The 22756-nt window shown below is 45.5% G+C and carries 25 protein-coding genes and 2 pseudogenes; 12 read left to right on the forward strand and 15 right to left on the reverse strand.

The features are described 5' to 3' along the window. Positions 1–57: 57 nt before the first annotated feature. Together OXR61_RS05575 and ycgZ are read right to left on the reverse strand one after the other, a co-directional pair. Complete coding sequence (locus tag OXR61_RS05575) at positions 58–327, reverse strand: hypothetical protein (protein WP_021508612.1); 270 nt, start codon at positions 325–327, stop codon at positions 58–60. A gap of 99 nt (positions 328–426) precedes the next feature. Next, positions 427–669, reverse strand: coding sequence for a regulatory protein YcgZ (gene ycgZ, locus OXR61_RS05580; protein ID WP_021508613.1), 243 nt, complete (start codon positions 667–669; stop codon positions 427–429). A gap of 312 nt (positions 670–981) precedes the next feature. On the opposite strand from ycgZ, the gene OXR61_RS05585 reads away from it, so the two are divergent. After that, entirely contained in the window at positions 982–1221 is a 240-nt protein-coding gene (locus OXR61_RS05585) for a biofilm development regulator YmgB/AriR family protein (protein ID WP_021508614.1), read from the forward strand. 221 nt (positions 1222–1442) lie between these two features. Here OXR61_RS05585 and OXR61_RS05590 read toward each other — a convergent pair whose 3' ends face one another. Both OXR61_RS05590 and OXR61_RS05595 read right to left on the reverse strand, forming a co-directional pair. Further along, positions 1443–1703 carry a hypothetical protein gene (locus tag OXR61_RS05590; RefSeq protein WP_031279895.1) on the reverse strand — a complete coding sequence of 87 codons (261 nt, stop codon included), beginning with the start codon at positions 1701–1703 and terminating at the stop codon, positions 1443–1445. A 199-nt stretch (positions 1704–1902) separates the two neighbouring features. Then, the gene (locus OXR61_RS05595; protein ID WP_021508616.1) at positions 1903–3366 is read right to left on the reverse strand and encodes a sugar porter family MFS transporter; all 1464 of its coding nucleotides are present in this window, start codon (positions 3364–3366) and stop codon (positions 1903–1905) included. Between the two features lie 341 nt (positions 3367–3707). Here OXR61_RS05595 and OXR61_RS05600 point away from each other — a divergent pair, with 341 nt between their 5' ends. Next, on the forward strand, positions 3708–4283 hold the full coding sequence (locus tag OXR61_RS05600; protein WP_196368256.1) for a TetR/AcrR family transcriptional regulator: 576 nt from the start codon (positions 3708–3710) through the stop codon (positions 4281–4283). A 23-nt stretch (positions 4284–4306) separates the two neighbouring features. On the opposite strand, the gene OXR61_RS05605 is transcribed toward OXR61_RS05600, so the two are convergent. Together OXR61_RS05605 and OXR61_RS05610 are read right to left on the reverse strand one after the other, a co-directional pair. Further along, positions 4307–4987, reverse strand: coding sequence for a BPL-N domain-containing protein (locus tag OXR61_RS05605; protein ID WP_230857104.1), 681 nt, complete (start codon positions 4985–4987; stop codon positions 4307–4309). A 299-nt stretch (positions 4988–5286) separates the two neighbouring features. Then, entirely contained in the window at positions 5287–5742 is a 456-nt protein-coding gene (locus OXR61_RS05610; protein ID WP_021508619.1) for a MarR family winged helix-turn-helix transcriptional regulator, read from the reverse strand. A gap of 76 nt (positions 5743–5818) precedes the next feature. Between OXR61_RS05610 and OXR61_RS05615 the strand changes: the two genes are divergently transcribed. Beyond that, entirely contained in the window at positions 5819–6898 is a 1080-nt protein-coding gene (locus tag OXR61_RS05615; protein WP_021508620.1) for an NAD(P)/FAD-dependent oxidoreductase, read from the forward strand. Positions 6899–6929: 31 nt separating this feature from the next. Here the strand turns inward: OXR61_RS05615 and OXR61_RS05620 are convergent, their stop codons facing one another. The 3 genes from OXR61_RS05620 to OXR61_RS05630 all read right to left on the reverse strand — a co-directional run bounded on the left by OXR61_RS05620 (position 6930) and on the right by OXR61_RS05630 (position 9627). Further along, positions 6930–7145 (reverse strand): hypothetical protein, encoded by a 216-nt coding sequence (locus OXR61_RS05620; RefSeq protein ID WP_021508621.1) that lies wholly within the window; start codon positions 7143–7145, stop codon positions 6930–6932. A gap of 150 nt (positions 7146–7295) precedes the next feature. Further along, positions 7296–7721, reverse strand: a complete 426-nt coding sequence (locus OXR61_RS05625; protein WP_021508622.1) for a cell envelope integrity TolA C-terminal domain-containing protein — start codon at positions 7719–7721, stop codon at positions 7296–7298. A 361-nt stretch (positions 7722–8082) separates the two neighbouring features. Further along, positions 8083–9627 carry a methyl-accepting chemotaxis protein gene (locus tag OXR61_RS05630; RefSeq protein WP_021508623.1) on the reverse strand — a complete coding sequence of 515 codons (1545 nt, stop codon included), beginning with the start codon at positions 9625–9627 and terminating at the stop codon, positions 8083–8085. A gap of 807 nt (positions 9628–10434) precedes the next feature. Between OXR61_RS05630 and OXR61_RS05635 the strand changes: the two are divergent. Beyond that, positions 10435–10571: pseudogene (locus OXR61_RS05635) on the forward strand (integrase); the annotation flags it as partial. A gap of 379 nt (positions 10572–10950) precedes the next feature. After that, positions 10951–12144, forward strand: coding sequence for a hypothetical protein (locus OXR61_RS05640; RefSeq protein WP_155519922.1), 1194 nt, complete (start codon positions 10951–10953; stop codon positions 12142–12144). Here the strand turns inward: OXR61_RS05640 and OXR61_RS05645 are convergent, their stop codons facing one another. The 4 genes from OXR61_RS05645 to OXR61_RS05660 are packed head-to-tail and all read right to left on the reverse strand — an operon-like array spanning position 12145 to position 14667. Next, entirely contained in the window at positions 12145–12669 is a 525-nt protein-coding gene (locus tag OXR61_RS05645) for a GNAT family N-acetyltransferase (protein ID WP_196368257.1), read from the reverse strand. A 16-nt stretch (positions 12670–12685) separates the two neighbouring features. Further along, positions 12686–13099 (reverse strand): ASCH domain-containing protein, encoded by a 414-nt coding sequence (locus OXR61_RS05650; protein WP_021508624.1) that lies wholly within the window; start codon positions 13097–13099, stop codon positions 12686–12688. Continuing rightward, on the reverse strand, positions 13077–14138 hold the full coding sequence (locus OXR61_RS05655) for a hypothetical protein (RefSeq protein ID WP_021508625.1): 1062 nt from the start codon (positions 14136–14138) through the stop codon (positions 13077–13079). Before OXR61_RS05655 ends, OXR61_RS05650 begins: the two co-directional genes overlap by 23 nt. Then, on the reverse strand, positions 14131–14667 hold the full coding sequence (locus OXR61_RS05660; RefSeq protein ID WP_021508626.1) for an ATP-binding protein: 537 nt from the start codon (positions 14665–14667) through the stop codon (positions 14131–14133). The genes OXR61_RS05655 and OXR61_RS05660 overlap by 8 nt, the downstream gene beginning before the upstream one ends. 960 nt (positions 14668–15627) lie before the next feature. Here OXR61_RS05660 and OXR61_RS23370 point away from each other — a divergent pair. The 6 genes and pseudogenes from OXR61_RS23370 to OXR61_RS05695 form a co-directional block, all read left to right on the forward strand. Further along, positions 15628–15954, forward strand: a pseudogene (locus tag OXR61_RS23370) (relaxase); the annotation flags it as partial. A 350-nt stretch (positions 15955–16304) separates the two neighbouring features. After that, positions 16305–16676 (forward strand): hypothetical protein, encoded by a 372-nt coding sequence (locus OXR61_RS05670; RefSeq protein ID WP_125312051.1) that lies wholly within the window; start codon positions 16305–16307, stop codon positions 16674–16676. Between the two features lie 705 nt (positions 16677–17381). Continuing rightward, positions 17382–17819 (forward strand): hypothetical protein, encoded by a 438-nt coding sequence (locus tag OXR61_RS05675; protein WP_125312052.1) that lies wholly within the window; start codon positions 17382–17384, stop codon positions 17817–17819. A 39-nt stretch (positions 17820–17858) separates the two neighbouring features. Continuing rightward, on the forward strand, positions 17859–18482 hold the full coding sequence (locus OXR61_RS05680; RefSeq protein WP_267411096.1) for a hypothetical protein: 624 nt from the start codon (positions 17859–17861) through the stop codon (positions 18480–18482). 414 nt (positions 18483–18896) lie between these two features. Next, positions 18897–19124 carry a DUF333 domain-containing protein gene (locus OXR61_RS05690; RefSeq protein WP_125311544.1) on the forward strand — a complete coding sequence of 76 codons (228 nt, stop codon included), beginning with the start codon at positions 18897–18899 and terminating at the stop codon, positions 19122–19124. Next, positions 19124–19222, forward strand: coding sequence for a YoaK family small membrane protein (locus OXR61_RS05695; RefSeq protein WP_260641507.1), 99 nt, complete (start codon positions 19124–19126; stop codon positions 19220–19222). The genes OXR61_RS05690 and OXR61_RS05695 overlap by 1 nt, the downstream gene beginning before the upstream one ends. 534 nt (positions 19223–19756) lie before the next feature. On the opposite strand, the gene OXR61_RS05700 is transcribed toward OXR61_RS05695, so the two are convergent. Beyond that, positions 19757–20179: an Ivy family c-type lysozyme inhibitor gene (locus tag OXR61_RS05700; RefSeq protein ID WP_125311546.1), complete on the reverse strand. Its 423-nt coding sequence runs from the start codon at positions 20177–20179 to the stop codon at positions 19757–19759. A 142-nt stretch (positions 20180–20321) separates the two neighbouring features. On the opposite strand from OXR61_RS05700, the gene OXR61_RS05705 reads away from it, so the two are divergent. Beyond that, positions 20322–20528 (forward strand): hypothetical protein, encoded by a 207-nt coding sequence (locus tag OXR61_RS05705; protein ID WP_267411104.1) that lies wholly within the window; start codon positions 20322–20324, stop codon positions 20526–20528. A 214-nt stretch (positions 20529–20742) separates the two neighbouring features. Here the strand turns inward: OXR61_RS05705 and OXR61_RS05710 are convergent, their stop codons facing one another. Next, positions 20743–22677 (reverse strand): SIR2 family protein, encoded by a 1935-nt coding sequence (locus OXR61_RS05710; protein ID WP_267411106.1) that lies wholly within the window; start codon positions 22675–22677, stop codon positions 20743–20745. Between the last annotated feature and the right edge of the window lie 79 nt (positions 22678–22756).

Here is a 22756-nt window from a genome sequence, read left to right on the forward strand (position 1 = left end):
TTATGCCGGGCGTCCTGCCACACTCCGGTTAATCACGAGATCGTACCGTCCCTGTCATTAATGCTTTTTACCAGCCCTGGGTTGTGGCATCTCGCCCAGAGCAGCCATCGGCTTTTCACGATTTTCCCGGGCTGCTGACTGCATCTGCAGCTCCCTGATGGCGATCCTGATCGCCTCCAGACGGTCGGGATTAAATTCCTCTGCGGCCATTGACCGGAGCCGCGCTGAAACGGTCGCCACATTGATTCGTTCATTATTATCGAGCAGCCTGACCACCGCCTCGCCCAGAACGATTTCGGTTAAACGTTCAATTTGACTTCTCTGCATGCCCACCCCCTGCGGGACTGTGCCCTTTCGGACAAGTGGCTGACCCTTCCCGGGTCATAAAGCGCATGCTGCAGGTACCACCGATTATCCCTTTTCGTATCAGCGTTCAAACAGCATGCCAATCAGCGTCTGGTAATGACGCTCTTCTTCATAATTCGCCGCGACCTCAAGGCGTCTCAGCAGTTTGGTGCAGATCGCCTTACGGTTGAGGTTTTTTCCTGCGCGCAGGATCTCAACGACAATCTGCCCCAGCGTTTCCTGCTGAGTAGGTGCTGTCGCTCTACTGAAATAGCGGGCAATCTCACTGGCGCTGTCTGGAAATTTTGCAACATTCTGACGCATGATGATCCCCTCAGATGGTTAAAATACCGTCGCTTCTCTCTGTGCGTAAACTTATACAAAGAAATAAAACTTGTACAGCAATACTGTTTCTGTATTAGCTACATTCTTGTGCAAAAAATGCTAACACCTTAATCTCAGGGGCTTACGTGCTGAAATAACCGGCATGATGGCTGGGCTCAGCTGCAGGAAAAACGGTATCGGTTTGGACAACCCGCTGATTACCTGACACGGTATGAGGATTGTTGCTGTACAGACGATATCGTATCGGTTACTTTGCGCCCTACAAGATGATCGAGTGCTGCAGGTGGACAAATGAGAAACAACGGGCTGCCGCCTTGTCACAATACCGGACTAGCCGGTTACTTCAGTCAGGTCACCGATCCTCGCCAGATTGCGCTACTGGGACGCATCACCGTTGAAATTTTGCGTCAGGAACGTCGGCTGACGCGCACCGCGATCTGCCTCAAGCTTATCGGGCACATCAATGACACGGACGATGACGTCGAAGCGGAACAGGCACGTTCCCTGCTGGCGATGCTGTTTGGTCGCTGATCGTTTGATTCATCCGCTCACCTTCAGCGCGTTGCACATCCGTCGCTAAAGCCCGCATCCGTTGCCACATGCCGCGTTGCCGAAAATCGTTAATACGAGGTTTGATGGTGGTGAAGACGTCATCCCTGACAGTTTTCTCCGGCCGGTACACGCTAACGCGCGTCCGATGAGGTCATCTACGTTGTCGTCTTCCGGTCAGAGCCGGACTACGTCTTATGGCGTCAGTTCTTCTCGTCGTTCAGGCCTGCAAGCGTCTGCAGGTACGGCACATGGATCGCGGCCTGCTCAGGCTCATCAAAGCTTCTGAGCCAGCCGATCGCCTCTGAAATCGCGGACAGGCGTGTGTCGCTGCCGCCAGCGCGTTTCATGTGTCTGAGCTCGTCGATAAGCGTATTAACGCTGATCTTCTTTTTGCCCAAAGCCAGGCTTAGTGCCGCTTCGCCAATAATGACGTGCCCTTTCCCGTCGTGTTGAATAGACAAATTTACTTCCTCCATTTCACGTTGATGAGAACCTCACGTCACACTGTAGACCCTATTGAGCGAACCGGTGCAGGTAAGTTCTGAAATGAAGCCTGTAACAGGATTTATTTTAGCGAGCATGGAAAATGCCGCGGCGGGTGCCGCGACAAAGGTTTCTGTCGGCAGGCGCTGGCGCAACCTGCCGCAGCATGACGACGATTCAGCCTGATGACGCGGCTTGATCCGCAGGTTCACCAAAATGCTCGCGCATGTGGGATTCAATTTCTTCCAGTGATTTCCCCCGGGTTTCCGGCAACATCACGGCAATAAACACCAGGGAAGCTACGTTGATTGCGGCAAAGATAAAGAACGCCTTATTACCCACCAGCGACAGCAAAGGCGGAAACGCCAGCGCCACCACGGCGTTGCATATCCACTGAAACGCTACCGCTGAACCGGTTAATACCCCGCGAACTTTCATCGGAAACAACTCCGACATCAGCAGCCAGTAAACCGGGGAAATGCACATCTGCATAAAGAACAGGAACACCAGAATACACGCCAGCGCCAGCAGGCTTTGCGTCAGGCTTTGTGGCATGAGAACCAGCACCGCCCCCAGCGCCAGCTGCATCGCAATCACCACCGCCAGCCCGGTCATCAGCATCGGGCGCCGGCCGAAATGACTGATGGCTTTAATGCCGGCAAAGGTGGCCAGTACCGATACCATCCCGTTGCCGATGGTAGCCGCAATCGAAGCACTGGTGCCCAGCCCGGTACTTTTCAGAATGACTGGCGTGTAATACATGAAGGCGTTGACGCCGGTAAACTGCGCGACGATGCCCATGCCGCAACCCAGCAGCAGCAGACGCACGATCCATTTTTCTTTTAACAGTTCGCGCGCGGGTGGCCCCTGACGGGCTTCGCGGGCATTCTGCCGCATCTCTGCCATCTCTTTTTTAATCTCGCGCGGATTTTCCCGCAGTTTGCGCAGGATACGCAGCGCCTCATTAAAGCGCCCTTCTGCCACCATCCAGTGCGGTGAGGCCGGGACAAAAAAGGTGCCAATAAACAGCAGAATGCCGGGGATCATCGCCAGCGACAGCATATAGCGCCACATGCCCGGATCGTGCAGTAATAAACTCATGGCGGCGCTGACGACATAAGCCAGCAGTTGCCCTGACACAATCATCAGTTCGTTGCGGCTGACCAGCGGTGCCCGGCGCTTAGGCCCGGCAATTTCAGCGATAAAGACCGGAACCGTTGACGATCCGCCGCCCACCGCAAAACCCAGAATAAAGCGCATCACCACCATGATTTCCAGATTCGGCGCAACCGTGGTGCCTAACGCCCCGGCAATGAACAACAGGGCAAGGCTGCGTAACGTGATACGGCGACCAAAGCGGTCCGAGACATAACCGCTGATGAACGCGCCGAGCGCCGAGCCAAAGGTGAGCGCAGAAGTCACCAGCCCTTCAGTAAATGGCGTGAGATCGAGACCGCCCTGCGCGGCGGGCAGCGTCATGTAGGGCAGCGCGCCGGAAATAATGCCGGTGTCGTAGCCAAACGCCAGCGCGCCCATCGTGGCGACTAACACCACAAAAAACAGGCGCTGCTGAACAGTAAATGTCAGGCTGCCGCTATCATCGGATTGAGACTGCGAAGGATTGTGCTTGCTATCGTCCATGGGTGATTCAAGACCTGGTCAATGACGGGATAAAAAGGAGGTTTGAGTATAGTCAGAAACGAGAAAGTGTGAGACTGGTCACGATTTTTGCCGGATGGCGACTGAATAAAATTCTGCACAGCCCTGACTGCACAGCGCATGTTTGCGCCGCAGCCGCGCCCTCGCACTACGCTCCCCCCTGGCTGGCCTGCTGCAATCCCGCCCCCGACAGGGGGAAAATTTTCTGCTAAGGTACGCTGGCTGGTTAATGAGAAACACGCTGAGGCGTAACGCAGAAAGGCAGGTCCGGTGACAGGTTGCTGAATTAAGGTTCAGGACAACGGTGTCTTTTAAGGTTGAACGTGAAAAAAGAAACGGTTAAGAAAAATATCATTCTCGCGGCGCTGCAGCTTTTTCGGGAGCGCGGCTTCAACAATGTTTCAACCCGCGATCTGACCAATACGCTGGGCATATCCCGCAGCCATATCTACCACTATTTCAAAAACTGGGATGCGCTGAGGCTGGACTCGATTGCTTTCATGCTGGATGAGGACGTTGCCGCTTTCTCTGTAGAGAGTGAAAAGAGGGATGATTCACAGCATGACGCCTTTTTTCGTGCGCTGGTGGATTTTCTCCTGCCAGACGGGCCGGCTTCTCACTGGTTGATCTACCTCGAGTTGTGGCCGCTGGCGGCAAGGGATAAGCAATTTGAGCAGCTGCTGCTCTCCAGCACGCAGACGTGGACGGCGATCATCCGTCAGGGCTTATCCGGCCAGGCATTTGGCCACCTCAGCGAAGCAGGTAAAGACGAGGTGGCGCGTAATCTTCACGCCCTGATTGACGGTTACTCAAGCGCGCTTATTCTTAACTACTCTGCGGATAAGCGGACACATTTTTTTCTTGAGATAATGGCCGCCTTGCAGAAACTTTGTCGCTAGCAGGGATTTTTCCACATAGCCGCTTACCTCCCTGGCTTTAAATCATTAAACAGCCTGGCCATCTTGCTGCCGGCTGAGGTGTAGGCCGGATTGTTTTTCTCCGGCGCCATCCAGCTTTCATCCGCTTCCGGATGCGGTCCGCTCAGGAGCACCGTGCCTTTACCGTAAGTATATTTCGCCAGCGCGATATCACCGTTGGCATAGCGCGCCAGAGCGACGAAGCCGTGCGCGTCTTCGGCATTCAGGTAAGGACCATCCTGATAATAAAATTTTTCGGTTTTCCCCTGCCAGACAACATCGACAACGTAATCGCCTTCGTCGGGTATGTTAGTCCCCTTGCGCATGACTTCAGAGTCCAGCGATGAGGGGATCAGCCCCAGCCAGTTTTCATCGGCCAGATACGCGCCCATGCACAATCCGAGAAAGCTTTTTCCATTGCGGACAAATTTGCGTATGGCCTCAGCCCCTTCGTCGCCCAGCGCAGCAAAGGCGCCGGGGATGTCCTGCCCGCCTCCGGGCTGGATGTACACATCAAAACTGGCGAGGTTATCCTGCGTGACCTTTATTTTTTCCTGCTCTCCGACATAAGCGATGTCCAGCGGCAGACCGCTCTGTTCCAGCGATTTACGGACCATTTCGGAGCAGCCCGGACAGCCGGCACCGCCGCGATAGATAGCGACATGGGTGACGGCAGCACTGGCCATATTCGCGGTGGCTAACCCGCCGGCAAGCAGAATGGCAGCATACGTCAGAAGGTTCTTCATCAAATAACGCCAGAAACGGGAGGAGGCTCTCAGTAACATTGTTTTCACCATCAGCGGCAGGACCAGGCTCAAAATTAGAGCGACCGCTCAATTTAGGGCCAGCACGAAGAGGCTGTCAACAGCCTGACAGCGCGAAAAATACAAGCCCCTGTTTTAATTAATCTTTCACATAATCCCTTCAACGGCTGCCGCGATTGTGCAGGTTGCAGAAGGAGTGTCTGAAGCTGATCGGCCGGGAATTATTCGATAAAACCGCTGGCTGACTGCCGTAACCGCCCGGTGATGGCGATCAGCCCTTCGATGTCTTCCGGCGTCAGCAAATCGAGGAAATTTCGCCGCACGCCCGCGGCATGTATCGGCCGCGCTGTAGCAAGCAGCTGGCTCCCGGCCTCTGTCATGCGGACTGAAATCCCTGCGCGAGTCGCGCGGCTGCGCTGTACCAGATCCCGGGCGGTCATACGTGAAAGCTGGTGCGATAGCCGCGACTTGTCCCATTCAAGGTATTCCAGCAGCTCACGCTGCAGCAGTACGCCCTGCGGACTGCGGTTGATTTCCATCAGGATCATGAAATCCGGGCCGGACAACCCGGTCGCCTCATTGATCTCTCTGACAATGCGTCCGGTGATGACTTCAGCAAGCCGGCGATATCCGCGCCATGCCTGCCACTCTGCGTCTGAAATCTCTGTGCTGCCCATTATTTATCCCGTCGCGTAGTTGATATGTCAACTTTGTGATTATACAGTATCCGCTTTACATCGGGGAAGAACAGACATGTCGGACAAACTGACTATCGCTATCGTGGGCGGCGGCCCGGCAGGCCTCACGGCGGCCGTGATTCTTCAGCGCCACGGTTTTAACGTAACGGTGTTTGAGGATGAGCCGGCGGATGCTGCACGGAGTCAGGGCGGTTCGCTTGATTTGCATGCTGACAGCGGCCAGGCGGCACTGCGCAGAGCGGGCCTGCTGGAGCAGTTCATCAGTATCGCCAGGCATGAGGATCAGGAAAGCCGGATGCTGAATTACCTTACCGGAGAAGTTGAGGCCGACAGATTCACGCCGGAAGGTGAAATGGATAAACCGGAGATCGATCGCGGCGAGTTGAAAAACCTGCTGCTGAGCGCCCTGTTACCGCAGACCCTGCAGGGGGATCACAAACTGCATTACGTTGACTATGGCCAGCAAAAAGCGCACGGGCTGGTATTCAGAAACGGCAGGCGCTACGAAGCCGATATCGTGATTGGTGCTGACGGTGCCTGGTCGCGGGTCCGCAGTTACCTGACGCCGGTACGTCCGGTTTATACCGGCATTACCTTTTTCGAAGGCTGGATAGATCACCCGTCCGACCAAATCAACAGCATTGCCGGCAACGGGACCGCGTTCAGCTTTGGCGGTGCGCAGGCGCTGGTCACGCAACGCAACGGCGGCGGGAGGATTTGCGTCTATGCGGCGATGAAGCGCGCCCCTGATGTCATCGATCAACACATAGCCTCCTCCAGCCTCACCGGCTGGGTGCGCGACAGCTACCGCGACTGGGCCGCTTCCCTGCAATTGGTGGTGAACGCCACCGGTGACTATGTCAGACGCCCGATTTACAGCCTGCCTGCCGATTTTGGCTGGGCACCGCGGCCGGGCATCACCCTGATTGGCGATGCCGCTCACCTGATGCCGCCGGTTGGCGTCGGAGTCAACCTGGCGATGCTTGATGCTTCAGACCTGGCTCTGGCACTGTGCGAGTCCTCGCACCCGCAGAACGGACTACGCTCTGCGGAGACCCTGATTATGGAACGCGCACGCGACATGATGCCTGATGCAATAGCGGGGTTTCAGAACTGGTTCGATGAAAGAGCCTGACACCAGTTTTACGTGACCCGCCACCCGCGGTTTACTGTTGCTTTTGTTCCGCCTCTTTCTGTTTTTTGGCGGCCATGTGGTGGCCCACCGCGCAGCCCGCTGCCGCACCGGCAACGCCATGATGAACCAGATGACCTGCCACGCCGCCAGCGACAGCGCCTTTCAGGCAGCCTTTTGCCTCTGCCTGGGCGCTAACCACTAAAAGAAGGCCTGCCGCTGCCAGGGCCGCAATCCACTGTTTTTTCATTGCCGTAAATCTCCATAAAGATACGTGTTATGTCAGTAATGCTGAGCATAGCCTGGCAGAACTGACGGCGTGATATACAGGGGTTAAACGGCAAACTTTGTTACCTATGGTTACGCTTATGCAGCAACGGTCTGATCGGGAGAAAGCCAGTCAGGGCGCAAAACGCACCGGTATCTTTTCTTTCAGATACGCAGGCCGCATGGGAAAGGTATTGGCATCTATCGCCTGCTTTACCGCATCGATAGCGACGGCGCACAGATCAGCATCTCCGGCCTGCGCAGTGACGTTTGTCGGTGGCTGACCTAAGGGTTGCGTAATGACCAAATCACAGGTCTTACCGTGATATAAGTTCGCGTCAAAAAACCGATACTGTATTGCGGTAACGGCCTGACAAAGCCACAGATGAGTATCTTTATTTGCTATTTGCGAGTAGGTTTGCGATTCGCACTCGCTTCTTATCTCGGAAGCGGTTGGAAACCTGAATGACTGCCTTGCTGTTTGTTTAGTATGGGACTGGCAGCCGACGAATAACATGACGGCGATAAGTGAGAGTGTTTTTTTCATCATGGCATCCATGCAGATCATTTATGCATTTATAGCATCCCGGACAGATTGCGGAAACCGTGCCTGCTATCGGGTTGCTTTCGCATTGGCAGCGAATACTCACAACCCAGCAACCGACCGCATTATAGATGTGAGAATAAACAGCGTAACGTCTCAAGCCAATTCGCAGACCCCATCAAAGGTTGCGAAATAAGGCCAGCGTGTTTTGGCCAGCCTGACATGCAGGGATAGGTTTCTGTTGAAAGGTCGGGACGGCTGCAGAATAAATTCAGCAAAGATCTTTCCGCCCCACCCGACTCAATCCCCAATATGCAAGTGATTTATTGGGCGTCCTTAGTCTGATTTCTACTCAGGAACGCTGAGCCCTTTTACGTCAGACACGAAATGTGTCCACCATCCCCCGCAGAGCGTGCGCCTGCTCAGAGAGAGACTGAGACGCCGAAGAGGACTCTTCAACCAGCGCAGCGTTATTCTGCGTGACACCATCCATCTGACTTACCGCAATGCTAACCTGAGAAATGCCCTGCATCTGTTCTGAAGAAGCCAGTGAAATATTATCCATGGCCTCTGCCAGTTCGCCCACCATGCTGACAATCTTCAATATGCTCTGCCCTGTACCTGCTGCCACCTCAACGCCGCTTTCGACCTGCTCAACGGCCTGTTCAATCAGCTGTTTGATGTCGCGAGCAGCATTTGCACTGCGCTGTGCAAGCGTTCTGACTTCACCGGCAACCACGGCAAAACCGCGTCCTTCTTCGCCTGCCCGGGCGGCCTCCACCGCTGCGTTGAGCGCCAGAATGTTGGTCTGGAAGGCAATGCTTTCGATCACGGAGGTGATGTCCCGTACCTTTGTCGCGCTCAATGAGATCTCATTCATGGTTTCAGACATACGCTGTACGTCGGCCTCACCTGCGCGTGCCAGCGTTGCCGCATCCCGGGCAGACCCAGCGGTCTGCTGCGCACCGGCCGTATTACTTTTCACGGTGGCGGTAAGCTGCTCCATACTGGCCGCAGTTTCCTGCAGCGCTGCAGCCTGTTCCTCGGTGCGGGATGACAATTCTGTATTGCCCTGTGATATCTCATCCGCCGCCAGCGCCACTGAAGCAGCAGAGTCTTTTATCTTTGATACCAGACCACGCAGGTTTGCCTGCATGTTATCCAGAGAAGCCATCAGGCTGGTACTGTCATTGTTTCGCAGCGTTACAGACGTCGTCAGGTCGCCAGATGCAATGGTCGCCGCAAGAGTCTGTGCCTGCACTGGCTCACCGCCCAGCTGGCGCATCAGTACGCGAATGGTCATAACGCATGTTCCCACTGCCAGCAGTGCTGATGCAGCCGCGAGCAACATCAGGATCAGCGATGCCCGGCGTGTCGCCTGACTGTTGGTTTCAACAGCGGACTGCGTATTTTTCATCTGAACCAGCGTCATGTCATTAAGCGCTTTGAGCAAGGTACTCTGCACCGGGCGCGTGACGTTCAGCAGATAGGCAGTGGCTTCCTCAGCACGATTTTCAAGCCCGAGCCGGCCAGCCTGCTTCAGCGACGCAAGTGCAGGCTCCTCAGCTTCAGTAATGCGGCTCATGACTTCCCGCCCCTGCGGTGTTGAATCCTCCTGCATCACCTCAGCCAAAGCCTTGCGGCTGGCTATATACTGCGCTTCTTGTTTTTGTACGCGCTCCCATTCAGGCTTCATTGCCTCAATATCCGTTAAGAGCGCCAGGTTACGAACCGCAATGCCCATATCCCTGATGCTGCCACGCATATCCAGCACCAGCTGATACTTTTTCATTTTGACGTTAACCGCATCGTCCATACCTTTGCTCGCATTACTCAGAGCGTTGAGCGCAATGCCGGTACAGATAATAAAAAGTACAACAAGCAGGCCAAAGCCCGTTGCAAGTCGGGTGGATATTTTCATATTAATTCTCGCTGTAAGTAGATGAGAGTGTCGGATATGAATGTGTTATCGGCATTGTGTGACGCAGATTCATCACCCGGAATAGTTAATTTTAAAATTTATTTCTGACCAGTTAATCAGATTTATGCTGGCTGCGTATCGCTATATTAGTGACATTTTCATTGGAAAATTAATCTCAGGATTTTTAGCGACATCATTGTTGCGTGCAGATGATCAATGCTCTTCAAAAATCCGCCCGCACCAGGAAATTTTTCACTGATATGCTATTGCTGATACCCTTGTCTTTTCCTGGCGCAAGGATTCTTATTTTGCACAAAACAAAAACAACCCATTGATTAAATGAAAAAATTACAGGGGAACCCTCTTAAGTAAACATTCCCCTCACCAACGCAAAACACCTGTTATCATTCAACCGTAAATTCACTAAACCAGGACGAAATAAATAGCGTTCGAAATTTCCATAAAAAAAAGATTAATTATTATTTAGCATCCCTGCATAAAAGGTGACAGGTTGATATTAACGGCCGTAAGTATTTAGCAGGAATGGCCTGACGCGATCCCGAGTCAGGTGCCATAATTATTTCTAAAATATTTTCAATGAATATCGTCATCCGCGCCTGACTGACAGCGGTTCAGAAAATCTGTCTGGCAGGAAACATCGCATCTATCCTGAATGGTCAGGTTAACGTATATAATTCCTGTCTAAAAAGGCATCGCACGTTGACTGTCAGCGGGAATAATTCATCAGGGTGCTTATGCCTTAGTGAGCTGGCGTTTCGCCCATCTCTGTGCTCTGGCATCAGCACCGAGATGGGCGGATGAGAGAGCATCGAAATGGTTCGCAGGTATGCACACCTGACACCTAACCATCTGACAGGCATGCGAGGCAAATTGACGCGATTTTAGGCAGTCGTGTCCCAAATCTGTCCCACGGGAAATTTTGAAGGTTGAAAAAGGTTGGTAAGTAATTGATTTTCTAGTCCCCTACAGAATTGGAACTTAAAAGGTAGGCAATTGTTCTTATTGAATTGTTTTGTATTTCAATTTTGACAAAGCCCCAAAATTCTCCTAAGGGTTTATGTCATAAGTAATTTTTTTACGCTAAACATAAGTTAGTTACTTTTCATAACACATACCGCATAAAAACATGTTTTCAATAGTTAAAACCAATTATTGGGCTCAATCATCAAGAAATAATGTTATGTAATCGGCATATTTACACTTATAATACAACTTGTAAAAATCATTGGGTTAACCCCTAAAGTTCTATACTAAATGATCATATTCTAGCTTTCTCTAAGCCTACTCTTTGAGATAAAAATAATGCAAAACAATCATTCTTTTCCGGGAATTATAGTAAGATATCGTTATAAAAATGATCCTGAAAAAAATGCGACATTAACTTCATCCGATGATCAGCAAAATACTGCATCATCCGAACAAAAAGATGAATTACATGTTAATTTGTGGGAGATTGGGCTTAATCACTCTTATCCTTTTATGGACATTGGAGTAATGATCTATGATCACAGTAATGTAGAAGCAGTGGTAGTTGATTTACCTTGGCATTTAAACAAAAAGAATATATTTGACCTTGGTGCAAAATTAAATGGTGAAAAAAGCGTAGCGGCAATATTTAATGAAGTAGTTCATTATGATGGATTCGCCGAAGGTAATTTTGCCAATATAAGCTTTAGGAAAAATGGCGAAGACATCATGCCGTTCTCTCTATTTCGCTTAAACTCGCAATCTTTTATTTTGGATGAACTTCATTTAAGTAATGATACTCAATGCACTCGTTTAACTATTATAATTCCCAGATACCTTGAGACAGTTAAGGAAAGTGATAAAAGGAAATCAGCATATATTAGATTTCGCATTAAAAAAGTACCTTCTACCGTTTATACTGTTCACTTCACTCAAAATGATAAAGCATTAATTAGTTCAAGCACTGAAACTCGAATAATAGATTTTAGAATTAATGTTTTAAGAGGTGTTCCTGAGGAACTATTGAATGGTAATGAAAAATTAAAATTCCCTCCAAAATTGAGCAAAATTCACTGTTTTTTAACTACTATACAAGATGAAGAGTGTGTCTCTGTTAGTAAATATTATAATGGATATCGCTCTCTGATGGATGAGGATATATGGAACGAATATGTAAAAAATGACAATACATTATCCCTTCAAAATACAAATAGTGTTAAAAATTACTTAGGGTATCAATGGACAGCAAAAAGTAAAAATGATAACAGTAGTGTCAAAGATTTAATTGTTTTAGGCCGCTTTACCAAAAAAACATCGAATTTTATATCTATTTTTCGTTTTATGATAGTGGTCATTTTATTAGGGGCGATGGGAAGTGGACTTTGGGAAACTATAAGTGACTGGGAGCATGCTCATTCGTCAAAATTATTTTACCTAATCTTGGGAATTGGCATTTGCTTTGGTGATAGGCTCTTACCTGTTGCACGAAAAAAATCAATTGAAGCATATAATAAAATCAAAAAAAAATAATTACTTTAATAGACCATTAAAACTAAATTCGTTTTTTAATGGTCTATAATAATCGTTATATTCTTCACCAAACTCAAAACCATAATAGTTAAATAATTTGTAGAAATTATTTTTTTGTTCTTCTGAAATGGAAAGCAAAGGTTTTTTTGTATCTAAAAAACAAAAACTTCTTTCAAACAGAGTCAAGCCTATTCCGGTTCCTTGGTATTTTGGCATAACCTGTAAGCAACAAAGTTTTTTCTCATCCGGACTATCTTTAAGAATTGCTAATCCAGCAAGATCGTTTTGTCGATATTCAAGTATAATTGACCGTTCCCCAGTAAAGACACCGGGAATTACGGTATAATTAATCCAAGATTTGAAATCAGGATAGTAAAGTCTAACTCCCCCCAAAGTTTCCATCAAAAAATCATCAATTTTTTTTGGCATTAAGGAATGTTGAAGTAAAAAGCTTCTATCAATAATCGATGGCTGTCCAAAATTATATAGAAATTCATCTCTTTTAGATAAAGCATTTTTGTTCATAGAGATGCCTCCATAATCATATATATTTGAATTCAAATTGTTTTTCATCCATATCATTACTTATGTAACAGAAAGACTGTGGAGGAGAAACCTTTTCGCCTAAACAATTTATATCCAATGGTTTTTTATAAACATCAACTTTTCCAATAGCTATAGCAACTGCTTTATCACGTCCTTGGTAGTATGAATCAAAATATTTCTTATCAATACCCGCGAAGGACTTAGTGATTGTCCAAATACTATCTGGGGATCCCTGATGGATTTCAGTCACTTCAAACTCACCGACTAATTTCCCAACTGGCTTTGTAGCATAAATTAGAACTTTCGTAATTCCTTTTTTTGAAAAATTAACCTTCCTGAATTCGAATTTTTTTTCTCCACTAAGAATTTTATTAACATATTCAGGTTTAATCGATAATAATACCTTCATTTACTTGCCCTTCTTCTGCTATCCACCTGAATTGTTTTTCTGTCAATGGGATAAAATCCCAACGAGTCTTAGTGCTGATACCACAATCTTCAATTAAACGGCCCCTTATAATTCTTTTCCTAAGAGCACCATTGTAAGTGAACTTAATTATATACCTTTTCTTCTTATTAGTAAAATAATCTTTTAATTCTTCATTTTTGAATACACTATACGGCTCCACATATTTCATAAAATCACTTTCGCTTGAAAATGATTTTATTTGCCTAACTTCTTCAACCACTCCAATTGAAGATACAACTGAGCGGAAATAAGCCTTCCCTTTGCCACCCTTATTTGTCCGATATATACAAATCGCATCACCCTTTTTTAGGTTTTTAGTTCTACTAATTCCAGATATGTATATTTTATGGATGCTATTTGTATATGAAATATCTTCAAGTATGTCATGACTTTCATTCCTAAGAATTGAATCTGGCAAAAACTTTGAATGATACTCAGGGTATATTGCTAAAAGATAATATTTCTTCTCACTTAATGTAAGATGAGGGAAATCTTTAATTACATCCCCAGTGACCACCTTCATTCTTTTTAGATAAACATTTTCAATGCCGTTTCGAGTAGTTTTAGAACCATGAAGCTCGAATCCATACTTTTCAAGAATTCTTATTAATGGCTTTTCTTTATCAAAAACAGTAACATAAATATAGTCCGAAGCTTGGCTAATGGCATGATCAAAAGTTTTTTTAAGTAAACGCTCTCCTAATTTAGTCCCATGAGCATTAATCTTGAAAGTTCCTATTTTTAAAACATTCCCAATAGGTAATGATGGTTCAATATCCTTAACCATTTCATTCTCAAGCTTGAGATATATAAAAGCATCTAGCTTTTTTTTACCATTTAAGAATACGTATGCTTTTGCATTTTCCCTAGCCTTCTGAATGAACCAATTTGGGAATTCGTGATAACTGGCCTTTAAAGAATCAAAGAATACATCATTCAAATCTAAGTCTCTGAAATATTCATATTTAATATTACTCATTAACAGTCCCTTCCTTATATAAACTTGAGATAAAACCTTTTATTTCGCAATAATCGGAAGAATAAAAAGATTCAAAAGGAATGTTGTTTTCTATAGCAAATTTGGAAGCCTGCTCTTCCTCAACGTGCAATAATTCACTTAAAGTAATCTCATCCCAAAACTTATTATCTCTTGTTAACAATCTTTTGCAAATTACCTCTGCATTTTCTTTAAGCAGAAGTATTGCCCCTAGATTTAGTTTATTAATTACATTAAAATTCAACTTAATTATATTACCTTCACCATCTAATAAACAGAAATGACCATCTAATAAAAAGTCAACTCTTTTCAGCTTATTTACTGCATTTACTAAATATTGTTGATTACTTTCGATTTTATCTGTTTTCTTGTTCTCACACCAAGTAACTGAACCTCTTTCTGACTTGATCAATTCGCTTGCACTAAAGAACTTTAGATTTAGTTCAAGTGATAACCTCTTACATATGGTGCTTTTGCCAGCACCATACACACCAGCTATCATCACAATCATACCCCCCCCAAATCAGCAGCTTAAATCCCCTCATCTAAATCTAATCTTATATTACTTAGTGAGCAAATGCATCAATATTGTTTATTCTTCAAGCAAGGGCTAACTGAGCGATGCTTAGTTGCCTTGCTTTTTCTACTTTTCAGTTGAAAAAGCAAAATTTAAAATCAAAATTTGTACATAAATTATTGACACAGAAGCATATTATGCTGTTAGTTTACACATGATTTAAGATTTTGCTATATACCTAATATTAACAGGAGTTGATATGAAAAAAATTTAATAATCTATTCGATAAAGAATTCTCGTCTTTAATTACTGAGAATACTCAGTCAAAAAATAATCACCAAATCGTCTTCGCAAGCACACCGTAACTGTTCGCTTAAATGATACAGAGCTTGCTCAAGTAAATAAATTAAGGAAACAACTCAGCAGAAGTAGCTGGTTGAGATCTTAAGCACTTCAACAACTACAGTTAATAGTTCCCGAATTGAACCTGGATGCATGGCAATAGCTCACAGCTTCTTAGCAAAAACTTAAAGACCTAACTTCGTTTCTGAGCCACAGAGGAACAGAGGAACAGAGGAACAGAGGAACAGAGGAACAGAGGAACAGAGGAACAGACTCTCAGCCGCTGTCATAGGAAGTAAATGCACTGAAAGTAAAGCTATCGCATGTCCGAGATGCACTACTCAATTTCGACAAGTAATGAGCAGACATGAAAAGGTATGGATAGGATAAAAAGGGGAAAGAACTTCCGAGGTGTCATCTTTTTTATGCCCTATCCCCTACTCGCCATCACAAAATTGATCCAATAGAGATAGGAGGTAACCTGGTAGGCTTAACTGTCGATGAATTGACTTCTGAGTTCATAGCAACACAGAAGGTCCGAAAGGATGTCAAAAACAAGTATGGCACAACTCACTTCGTCTAACTTGTGGTGATTCGCTTACCAATGAACAGTGGAAGACATTTGCTGATAACTATATGGAAAGAATGGGATTCAGCAAAAACCACCTTCGCTGTTATGTCATGCATTATGATAAAGCTGGGCAGCACATACACATCATTGCCTCCCGTATAGATCTACTACATGGCCAACTCTATCTTGGAAGAAATGAAAATCTCATCAGCACTCGCATCATCCAAGGTCTTGAGAAAGAAGACCTTCTCCCCCAGACTGTTGGTCCTTCCCCTACCAGCCCCCCCAGAAGCACAGGAAGCTCACTCTTAATGAAAATTTTATGGAAGCAAGGACAGGTGAAAAATCATCAAAGAAAGTGCTCCTGACCAGCCCCCCAATCGGAACAAGATCGCAATAGGTGACCTTGGACCAAACTGGACCATAGAAAAGTGTTATGTGCTGAAATTAAGAGGAAAGTAGACTAGAAAGGATGTTAATAGAATAAAAGATGGCACCCCTACAGGATTGAATAATAAAAAACAATCTATTGTTTAATAACATTATTTATAGGTTTCAAAATCACACATACCCCCAAAGATACCCCCAAATGTTTTTGTGACACCTCATTTTGACTGTTTTTCATCCACCACAGGCGCATTCAACTCACTGCATAACGCGATAAGCTGAAATCCTTATTGTATGATAGATCTCTCCTACATTAAGGAACCGATCAGCCATGAGAATGACCAGCCGTAAAAAAGAGATACTGAGCTTCTTTGATCCTGAACACCGCGAATGGGTAACTGGTACGATTGGTGCGCCGCCGTTTGATGTATCCGGGGTCGCATATCTTCTCAGTGGCATGAACTCATTCAAATCACGGCATCACATGGAATCAGCCAGGAGAACGCTGGAGGCGATGGTTAACGATGGGCTGCTGGAGAAGATCACCAGCTATGAGCAGCGGCAGGACAGCACGCAGTCTGGGGCAGGTAAAGGTGTCTGGTGTAACTGTTCCCGATACGGGCTCATCGGTCAGTGTCTGGTAATGCGTGATCGTGATGGCAGTGATAATTATATTGAAGGTGAATTCGACAGGGTAAATTGAGGAAGATTTACAGAAATCAATACTGCTCGCTCATGACATTAGAACATAAGCAGCTGTATAGGAGCGATTAACCACGGAGCTACATGAGATTTTTCTAATGCATATGACAAAACACAAGAAAACCATACTCAGCTACTTTGAACCCGCCAGACTTACCTCTATAGCCAACATAATCGGACCGCCACCGTATGATGTTTATGGCATTTCATATTTGCTTCATGGGCCAGATGAATACAAAAACCCCATAAGGCGTGAATCGGTGCGCCGATCTCTGGAGCTGATGGTATCTTTTGGGCTACTGACAAAGTCCTCTCACCGAGAGGTCAGGAATGGCATGACGTGTGTGGTATGTCGCTATAGCCTGAAATCTGAAGAATGAACGCCTGGGAAGTTTGCGCACTACAGCCCAATCAGGACAGACAAACTCAAAGATGAGGCGATTATTAGTTTTGCTAATGACGTTTTCTTATTGTAGGAGGGAAGTAGTTTTTTCTCTCTATACAAATAAATAAAAACGTGTCGTTCAGTTAGTTCAGTTGGTTCAATTTGTAAAGATGATTGTTTTAAAAGGATTAATTTTAAAAAAGTGAACCAACACAACCCCGAATTGAACCAACAACTGTGCGATCTGAACCAACACATTTTAATGTCTTACATTGTCTTACGGTGGTAAAATGGCCGCCTGTTCCCTCTATCTGGTGCGTTATGAGAAAATCCCTGTCCGTTACCTTCCGTGTGCCTGCTGAATTAAGCGAGGCTTTTATTGGCGCTGTGAATGCTGCTGATGGAGATAAAACCGCCTGGCTGGTCGATGCCATCCGGCAGAAACTGAGCCTGCCAGAGAGTAATCCGGACGCTCGCATGATGGCTCTGGTAGAGCGAATGGAGTTGGCTGCCGCAGCTCTGATTGGCGGGAAGCAAGGCATCCCACCTTTGCCATACAATGAGGAAGCAGTGATCCGTATTGCTTCGGAAACCATCCGTCAGGGTTTTGATAATGGTCGTATCATTGCAGAACGCCTTAATGAAGCCGGATATCAGACTAAAGCGGGAAAAGCTTGGGATAAAGATATCTATAGTGCATGGAAACGTCAGGCAGACCATAAAGCGAAAGTTGATGCGGCCATGCCCAGAAATGAGTAGCCTGATCTTTTAGGTTTGTTGATGTTGCATGGATGAAAAATGAAAAAAAGCTTTTGGTTAGTTCCGGGTATTGTGTTTGTTACTGTGTTCTTTGGAATGAAAGATTTATTGGGAGGTGGGTGTGCAGATGGCTGGCATTCATCGTCAATTGGTATGCAGGGAGCTTGCTCACACCATGGCGGCGTAGGAAGCGGAGGAGGGATATCGCTTATTAGTGCCTTGGCTCTGGCTGGCTATAGCTTTTACAGATTAGACAAAGCGGAAGCCCAGGAAAAATGCAGGATCTATGAATCATCGAAGCAAAATGTATGGTTTGAGTTTTCTCTAACATCTGCACCCTTTAATCCACAAGAACACTATTCAATTAAGGGAAACGCCCTCTCATATACTTACCTTTCCAGTATCAACTCTAAGCCCGAATGCTTAACTGTGGCCATCAGCGATGCAGAATCTACCAAAATCGAGAAATTGGCACGTACATTAGCATCGCATAGCAATGCTCCGAATATGCCGGTCCTCGATGGTCTGGACGTTTCGTTAACTATTAATATCGGTGATACGGCAACTTTTCATGCACAGCAGGTGTTAGATATCAGCTCATTAGGGAATACAGCTATCTTTCTTAAAGAGACGCTCGACAAGCATTTAAAACCTAACGCTTAATATTTCTCACCACAGCCGGCTTTGGCCATCTGAACTCTGGTGCGCTCATTCTTAGGCGGTGACGCTCTTTGGCCAGCAGGGCTTGCGCTACGTCGGTGCGGATAGTGTATAGAGTGTGTCGGTTTAATGGCTCGCCGTTTTGGCGGCCAAACTGTAACATCGTCATTTTCAATCGTCTGTTGGTCAATCAGCAGTTCTCACCCTTCCTTTTTACAGTGAACGCTCAGGCATTCTTTATGCGAAATGCTGCTGGTGGCATCGAATTCTTCACGTACACCACTGATCATCTGTCAGGGTGGGATCAATGGCTTAAGCGAATTAGTATAATGGCTTAGCCACGCTGGGGAGCGGGCAGGAAGAAGCATCTCAAGGAAGAGACCTACCAGCAAAAACAGTGATTACTAAGGATATAAGATGAAAAAAATAGCGATTATCCCACTGACATTAATTTTAGCTGCATGCAGTTCTGATAAAAATGAGCCAGCCTCAGTTGTCATGGCTAACCCAGCATCGGTTTATTGTCAAAAGGTTGGTGGGGCGTTAGAAATAGTCAAAAACGAAACTGGCGAGAGCGGTTTTTGTACATTGCCCACTGGTGAAAGAGTTGAAGAGTGGACGCTTTATCGAAGGGATAACAAATGATGAAAATTGGCTATTTATTCCCTATAGCGATCATTGTGGCTGGTATTGCCCTCTTAATTTGGTTCATAGCTAGCGGAGCCTACGCTCCTGGCGGGTGAGATGTGTCGTTGTAAGCCACTCTTATGAAAGGATGAAAGGATGAAAGGATGAAAGGATGAAAGGATGAAAGGATGAAAGGATGATCATTCTACACAAATCACTCAATCGTTTGGCTTTGATATCAGCATGTTCAGCAATAATTCTGCTAGTTATTGGGATTTCTATAATCATATGGTATCCGGGCACACCTTGAGATGACGGAGGCTCCCTCCCTCCGGGATGCGCAATTCGTTCAGTTTAATCCTACAGCTGATTATTTTTTGATCATGTAAAAGATTGTTGCTACTGTAGAGACGAAGCACACACAGCAATCGTGTTGCGCTCGAGAGGTATTTCTCATTTTGAACGAATTTGCGCCCGTATAACACGGGCTTTTTTTGCCAAAAGTGCGACACGTTACAATATTGTTGTGTCTGCTTTAATCACTATGTAATCATGGCAATCAGGCACTTACCCTGGTGCATAACTATAATATAGACTCCAGATTAGCCCGCGCAGCGCGGGTCTTTTTTACTATTAATTCCCACGAAATCCTACTTTGATACGTTCCCACCAAGCCTGCTGAATAGGACGCCTCTCATGCTATCTGAGTCAATCGGGTCGATATTCATCCACTTCAGGGTTTGACGATCATTGGTCATATCGTATTCAGAGTAGACGCCATGGATATCGCCTTTATCAATTGCGTAAAGAACCGCTATCGATTGAGCGGGACAGTTGTGAGGTTTGCAACCGGACAATGCAAGATATCTCACTCCTTTAATGGTCACCTCATTTGCTGGCGTACTGGTCCCTCCGTCTTTCACCCAGTCAGGCAGTTTTTGCTTTGCAATTAGTGTACGGTATGCTCTGCCGGTTTCCTTATTTGCAATAAACTCAAAAAGATATGGGCCGTCTGCCGCCAATGTTGAAGTTGGCAAAGCCAGTAACGCTATGAGAGCCATAGTTTTCTTCATGTACATATCCCCATAAATAACAGTGGGCAAATCGTAGCATGGAGCGGGCGCAAGGTGGTGCAAACATTACACCCTGCCGGTTGCTCTAGCATGCTCGTTCACGATATTTTGTATTCACTGCTATCGACAACATGGAGAGCTCATGCCTACCGTCAACAAACGCATCCAGCTTCAGTGCGCACTCAACAATCTGGACGACGCCCAGGCTGAGATTGTTCAGCTCAAGATGGTGATAGGGTTAATCATCTCTAAGCTGCCGCCAGAACAGAGAGAAGATATCATTTTTGAGCTGCGTGACTTTGGCCTGAGCAACAGCGCCCAAGAGTTCACTCAGTTTGTTGTTGAGTGAGGGTGACCATCAGCATGACCATTTGTCGGGACGCATGAAAAATAGCAACAAAAAACCCACCTTTCGGTGGGTTTTCAATTACTTATTGAATATTTTTTTTAAAGCCTTCAGGGCTTCTTCGCTCAAATCTCTTGTCTTGCTTGATGCGGTCTCTTTCACACAAATCTCCTTATCAGCTGGTAAAAATATGAATTTCAAACAATAAAATCTTTATCTATTGATTTTCCTGAGATTTTTTTTCTGGCTCCTCAGTGCTCAAAGGTTCCTGATTTGCCACATCCATACTAACGAGCTTAGCAAGGTCTTCTGTGCTTGTCGTGCTATCAATGTGATTATCAGAAGAAGGATCAAAAATTTTTGTTGGCAATTCAGCAACAGTGTCCACTTCATCAATTAATTCTTCTGGAACATCAAAACCTTTGCCGATAGCTAACTCCATCAACCTTTCATAAACATCTGAATTAATCAAGGTAAAGATTGGCATGGCGTGAGTGAGAACCGCATTCATCTCGTGCTCACTTAACAACTCCGCAACAGTGAGAATAGCCTCAGTATTATCGCTTAAGATCGCATAGCCAAAGGCTTCCCATGTATTTTTACTTTCACCAGCTTTGAGAAGCCTTGTTTCCACCAAATCTTTCAATTCAGGAGTTAGCGTGACCTTTTTAAGTTTATAGCAGAGAATCTTATTCAAGAAAATGAAGCTTTTGTTACTATCTACTGTGGCCTTCTTATCCAACCAGTCGAGAAGTTCCAAAGACTTATCATAAAAACCATCTTCAATAAGTTCTACAGAAGAGCTAATAAGCTCACGAATTTCATTATCATTTAAAGGATGATATGTGTAAATATCTATCAGTGCCTTATCAATGTCATCATTACTTTTTAATTTAGATCCAATTTTTACATATAAGGCTAAAACAGAAAGTGAAGGAGTATTTTTCAACGCCTTTTCTATATGATGTAATGCCTCTGAATATTCCTCGCTAAAAAAAGCACCTCTTGCCAAAAGAATACTCGGCGTGGCAAAGATATGAAACTGCTCTCCGTCTTTAGCGAAATTAGCATCCCTGACAAGATTGAGCAATGCGTTAGTGGTCCCATCAGGTGGTAGGTCAATCTCAAGGTTCTCAACTTTTTTACTAAGCTCTTTGAGAGATGTAAGAACCGCATCAACTCTTCGGACATGAGTTGCCAAAAGATTCATATCAGCTTTAATTATTTCACTGTCGTTATCTGTTTCATCTGGATCTGTATATTGAGGAAAGTATTTATCGAGCTTTCTGGCAAGAGCAAAATAAGGATTTGTGACCTCATCCTGCAACTTACAACCTAATGCATTATGAAGTTCCGCCATAAAATCGTCAAAACCAGTAATCTCAATCAAGTGAAATCTTGGAAATCTGGCTAAGTTGTTAAGCTCATCTGAAAGAACAGTCCCTTTCCGAATGCACCAATAAATTCCATGAGGAAAACATGAGTCAGAGTGCAATAGTGTGTTGAGGGTATCCATAATAGATCTATCATTCCCTGCATACCCTACAACAATCATGCCAAATTCATTGGCATACTGCCTAAACTTAGCCCTCATGTTATCTTCAAGCGATTCCAATTCCCTTATTGTGTTTTTTATATTGTCGAACAAAAAATCCCCATGAAGTTTAATGATTTTTGGGCGATTAGATGTCAAGCGAATACTTTTGATACTGGAATCATGAGCACAAACAACTGGCCTGAGGTTGTTCGAAAACGTATAACAAGCCTCATTAATGAGGTCATCAAAATTAGTAGTAAATATTGTATTAAAATGCTTTAACTTCAACAAATTTACTAAATATACATATCCCCAAGATGGCGCGCCTTGAACGATACAATTCTCAATAAACTCACGCCGTTGGGTGGGTTGATCGTAAAGTCTTTCGAACAACTCTGAATATTCATTACTTTTATCGAACCACGGTTGCTCTTTAAGGTTTTTTTCACCATACATGGAGCTAAATACTGATCGCCACTCCTTGATTAGCTGACTGCCGCCCTTAATACCGCTTGTAACACTAGCACCAGCCCCCAAAAAAAGCGTAAAGTTCGGATGATGATCTTTGGTAGATAAAAGTATGTTAATTAAGTGCTGCTGTGGTTTCGTGTCCATGCTAATTTACACATGTTAGAGAATTAAGATTAGTCCTACTACTATCATTAACTTGAGTTATCGGCAAGAATTCTTAACA

Origin of the sequence: Pantoea sp. GM_Pan_4 (genome assembly GCF_026541005.1) — a bacterium.
GTDB classification, from domain to species: domain Bacteria; phylum Pseudomonadota; class Gammaproteobacteria; order Enterobacterales; family Enterobacteriaceae; genus Pantoea; species Pantoea dispersa.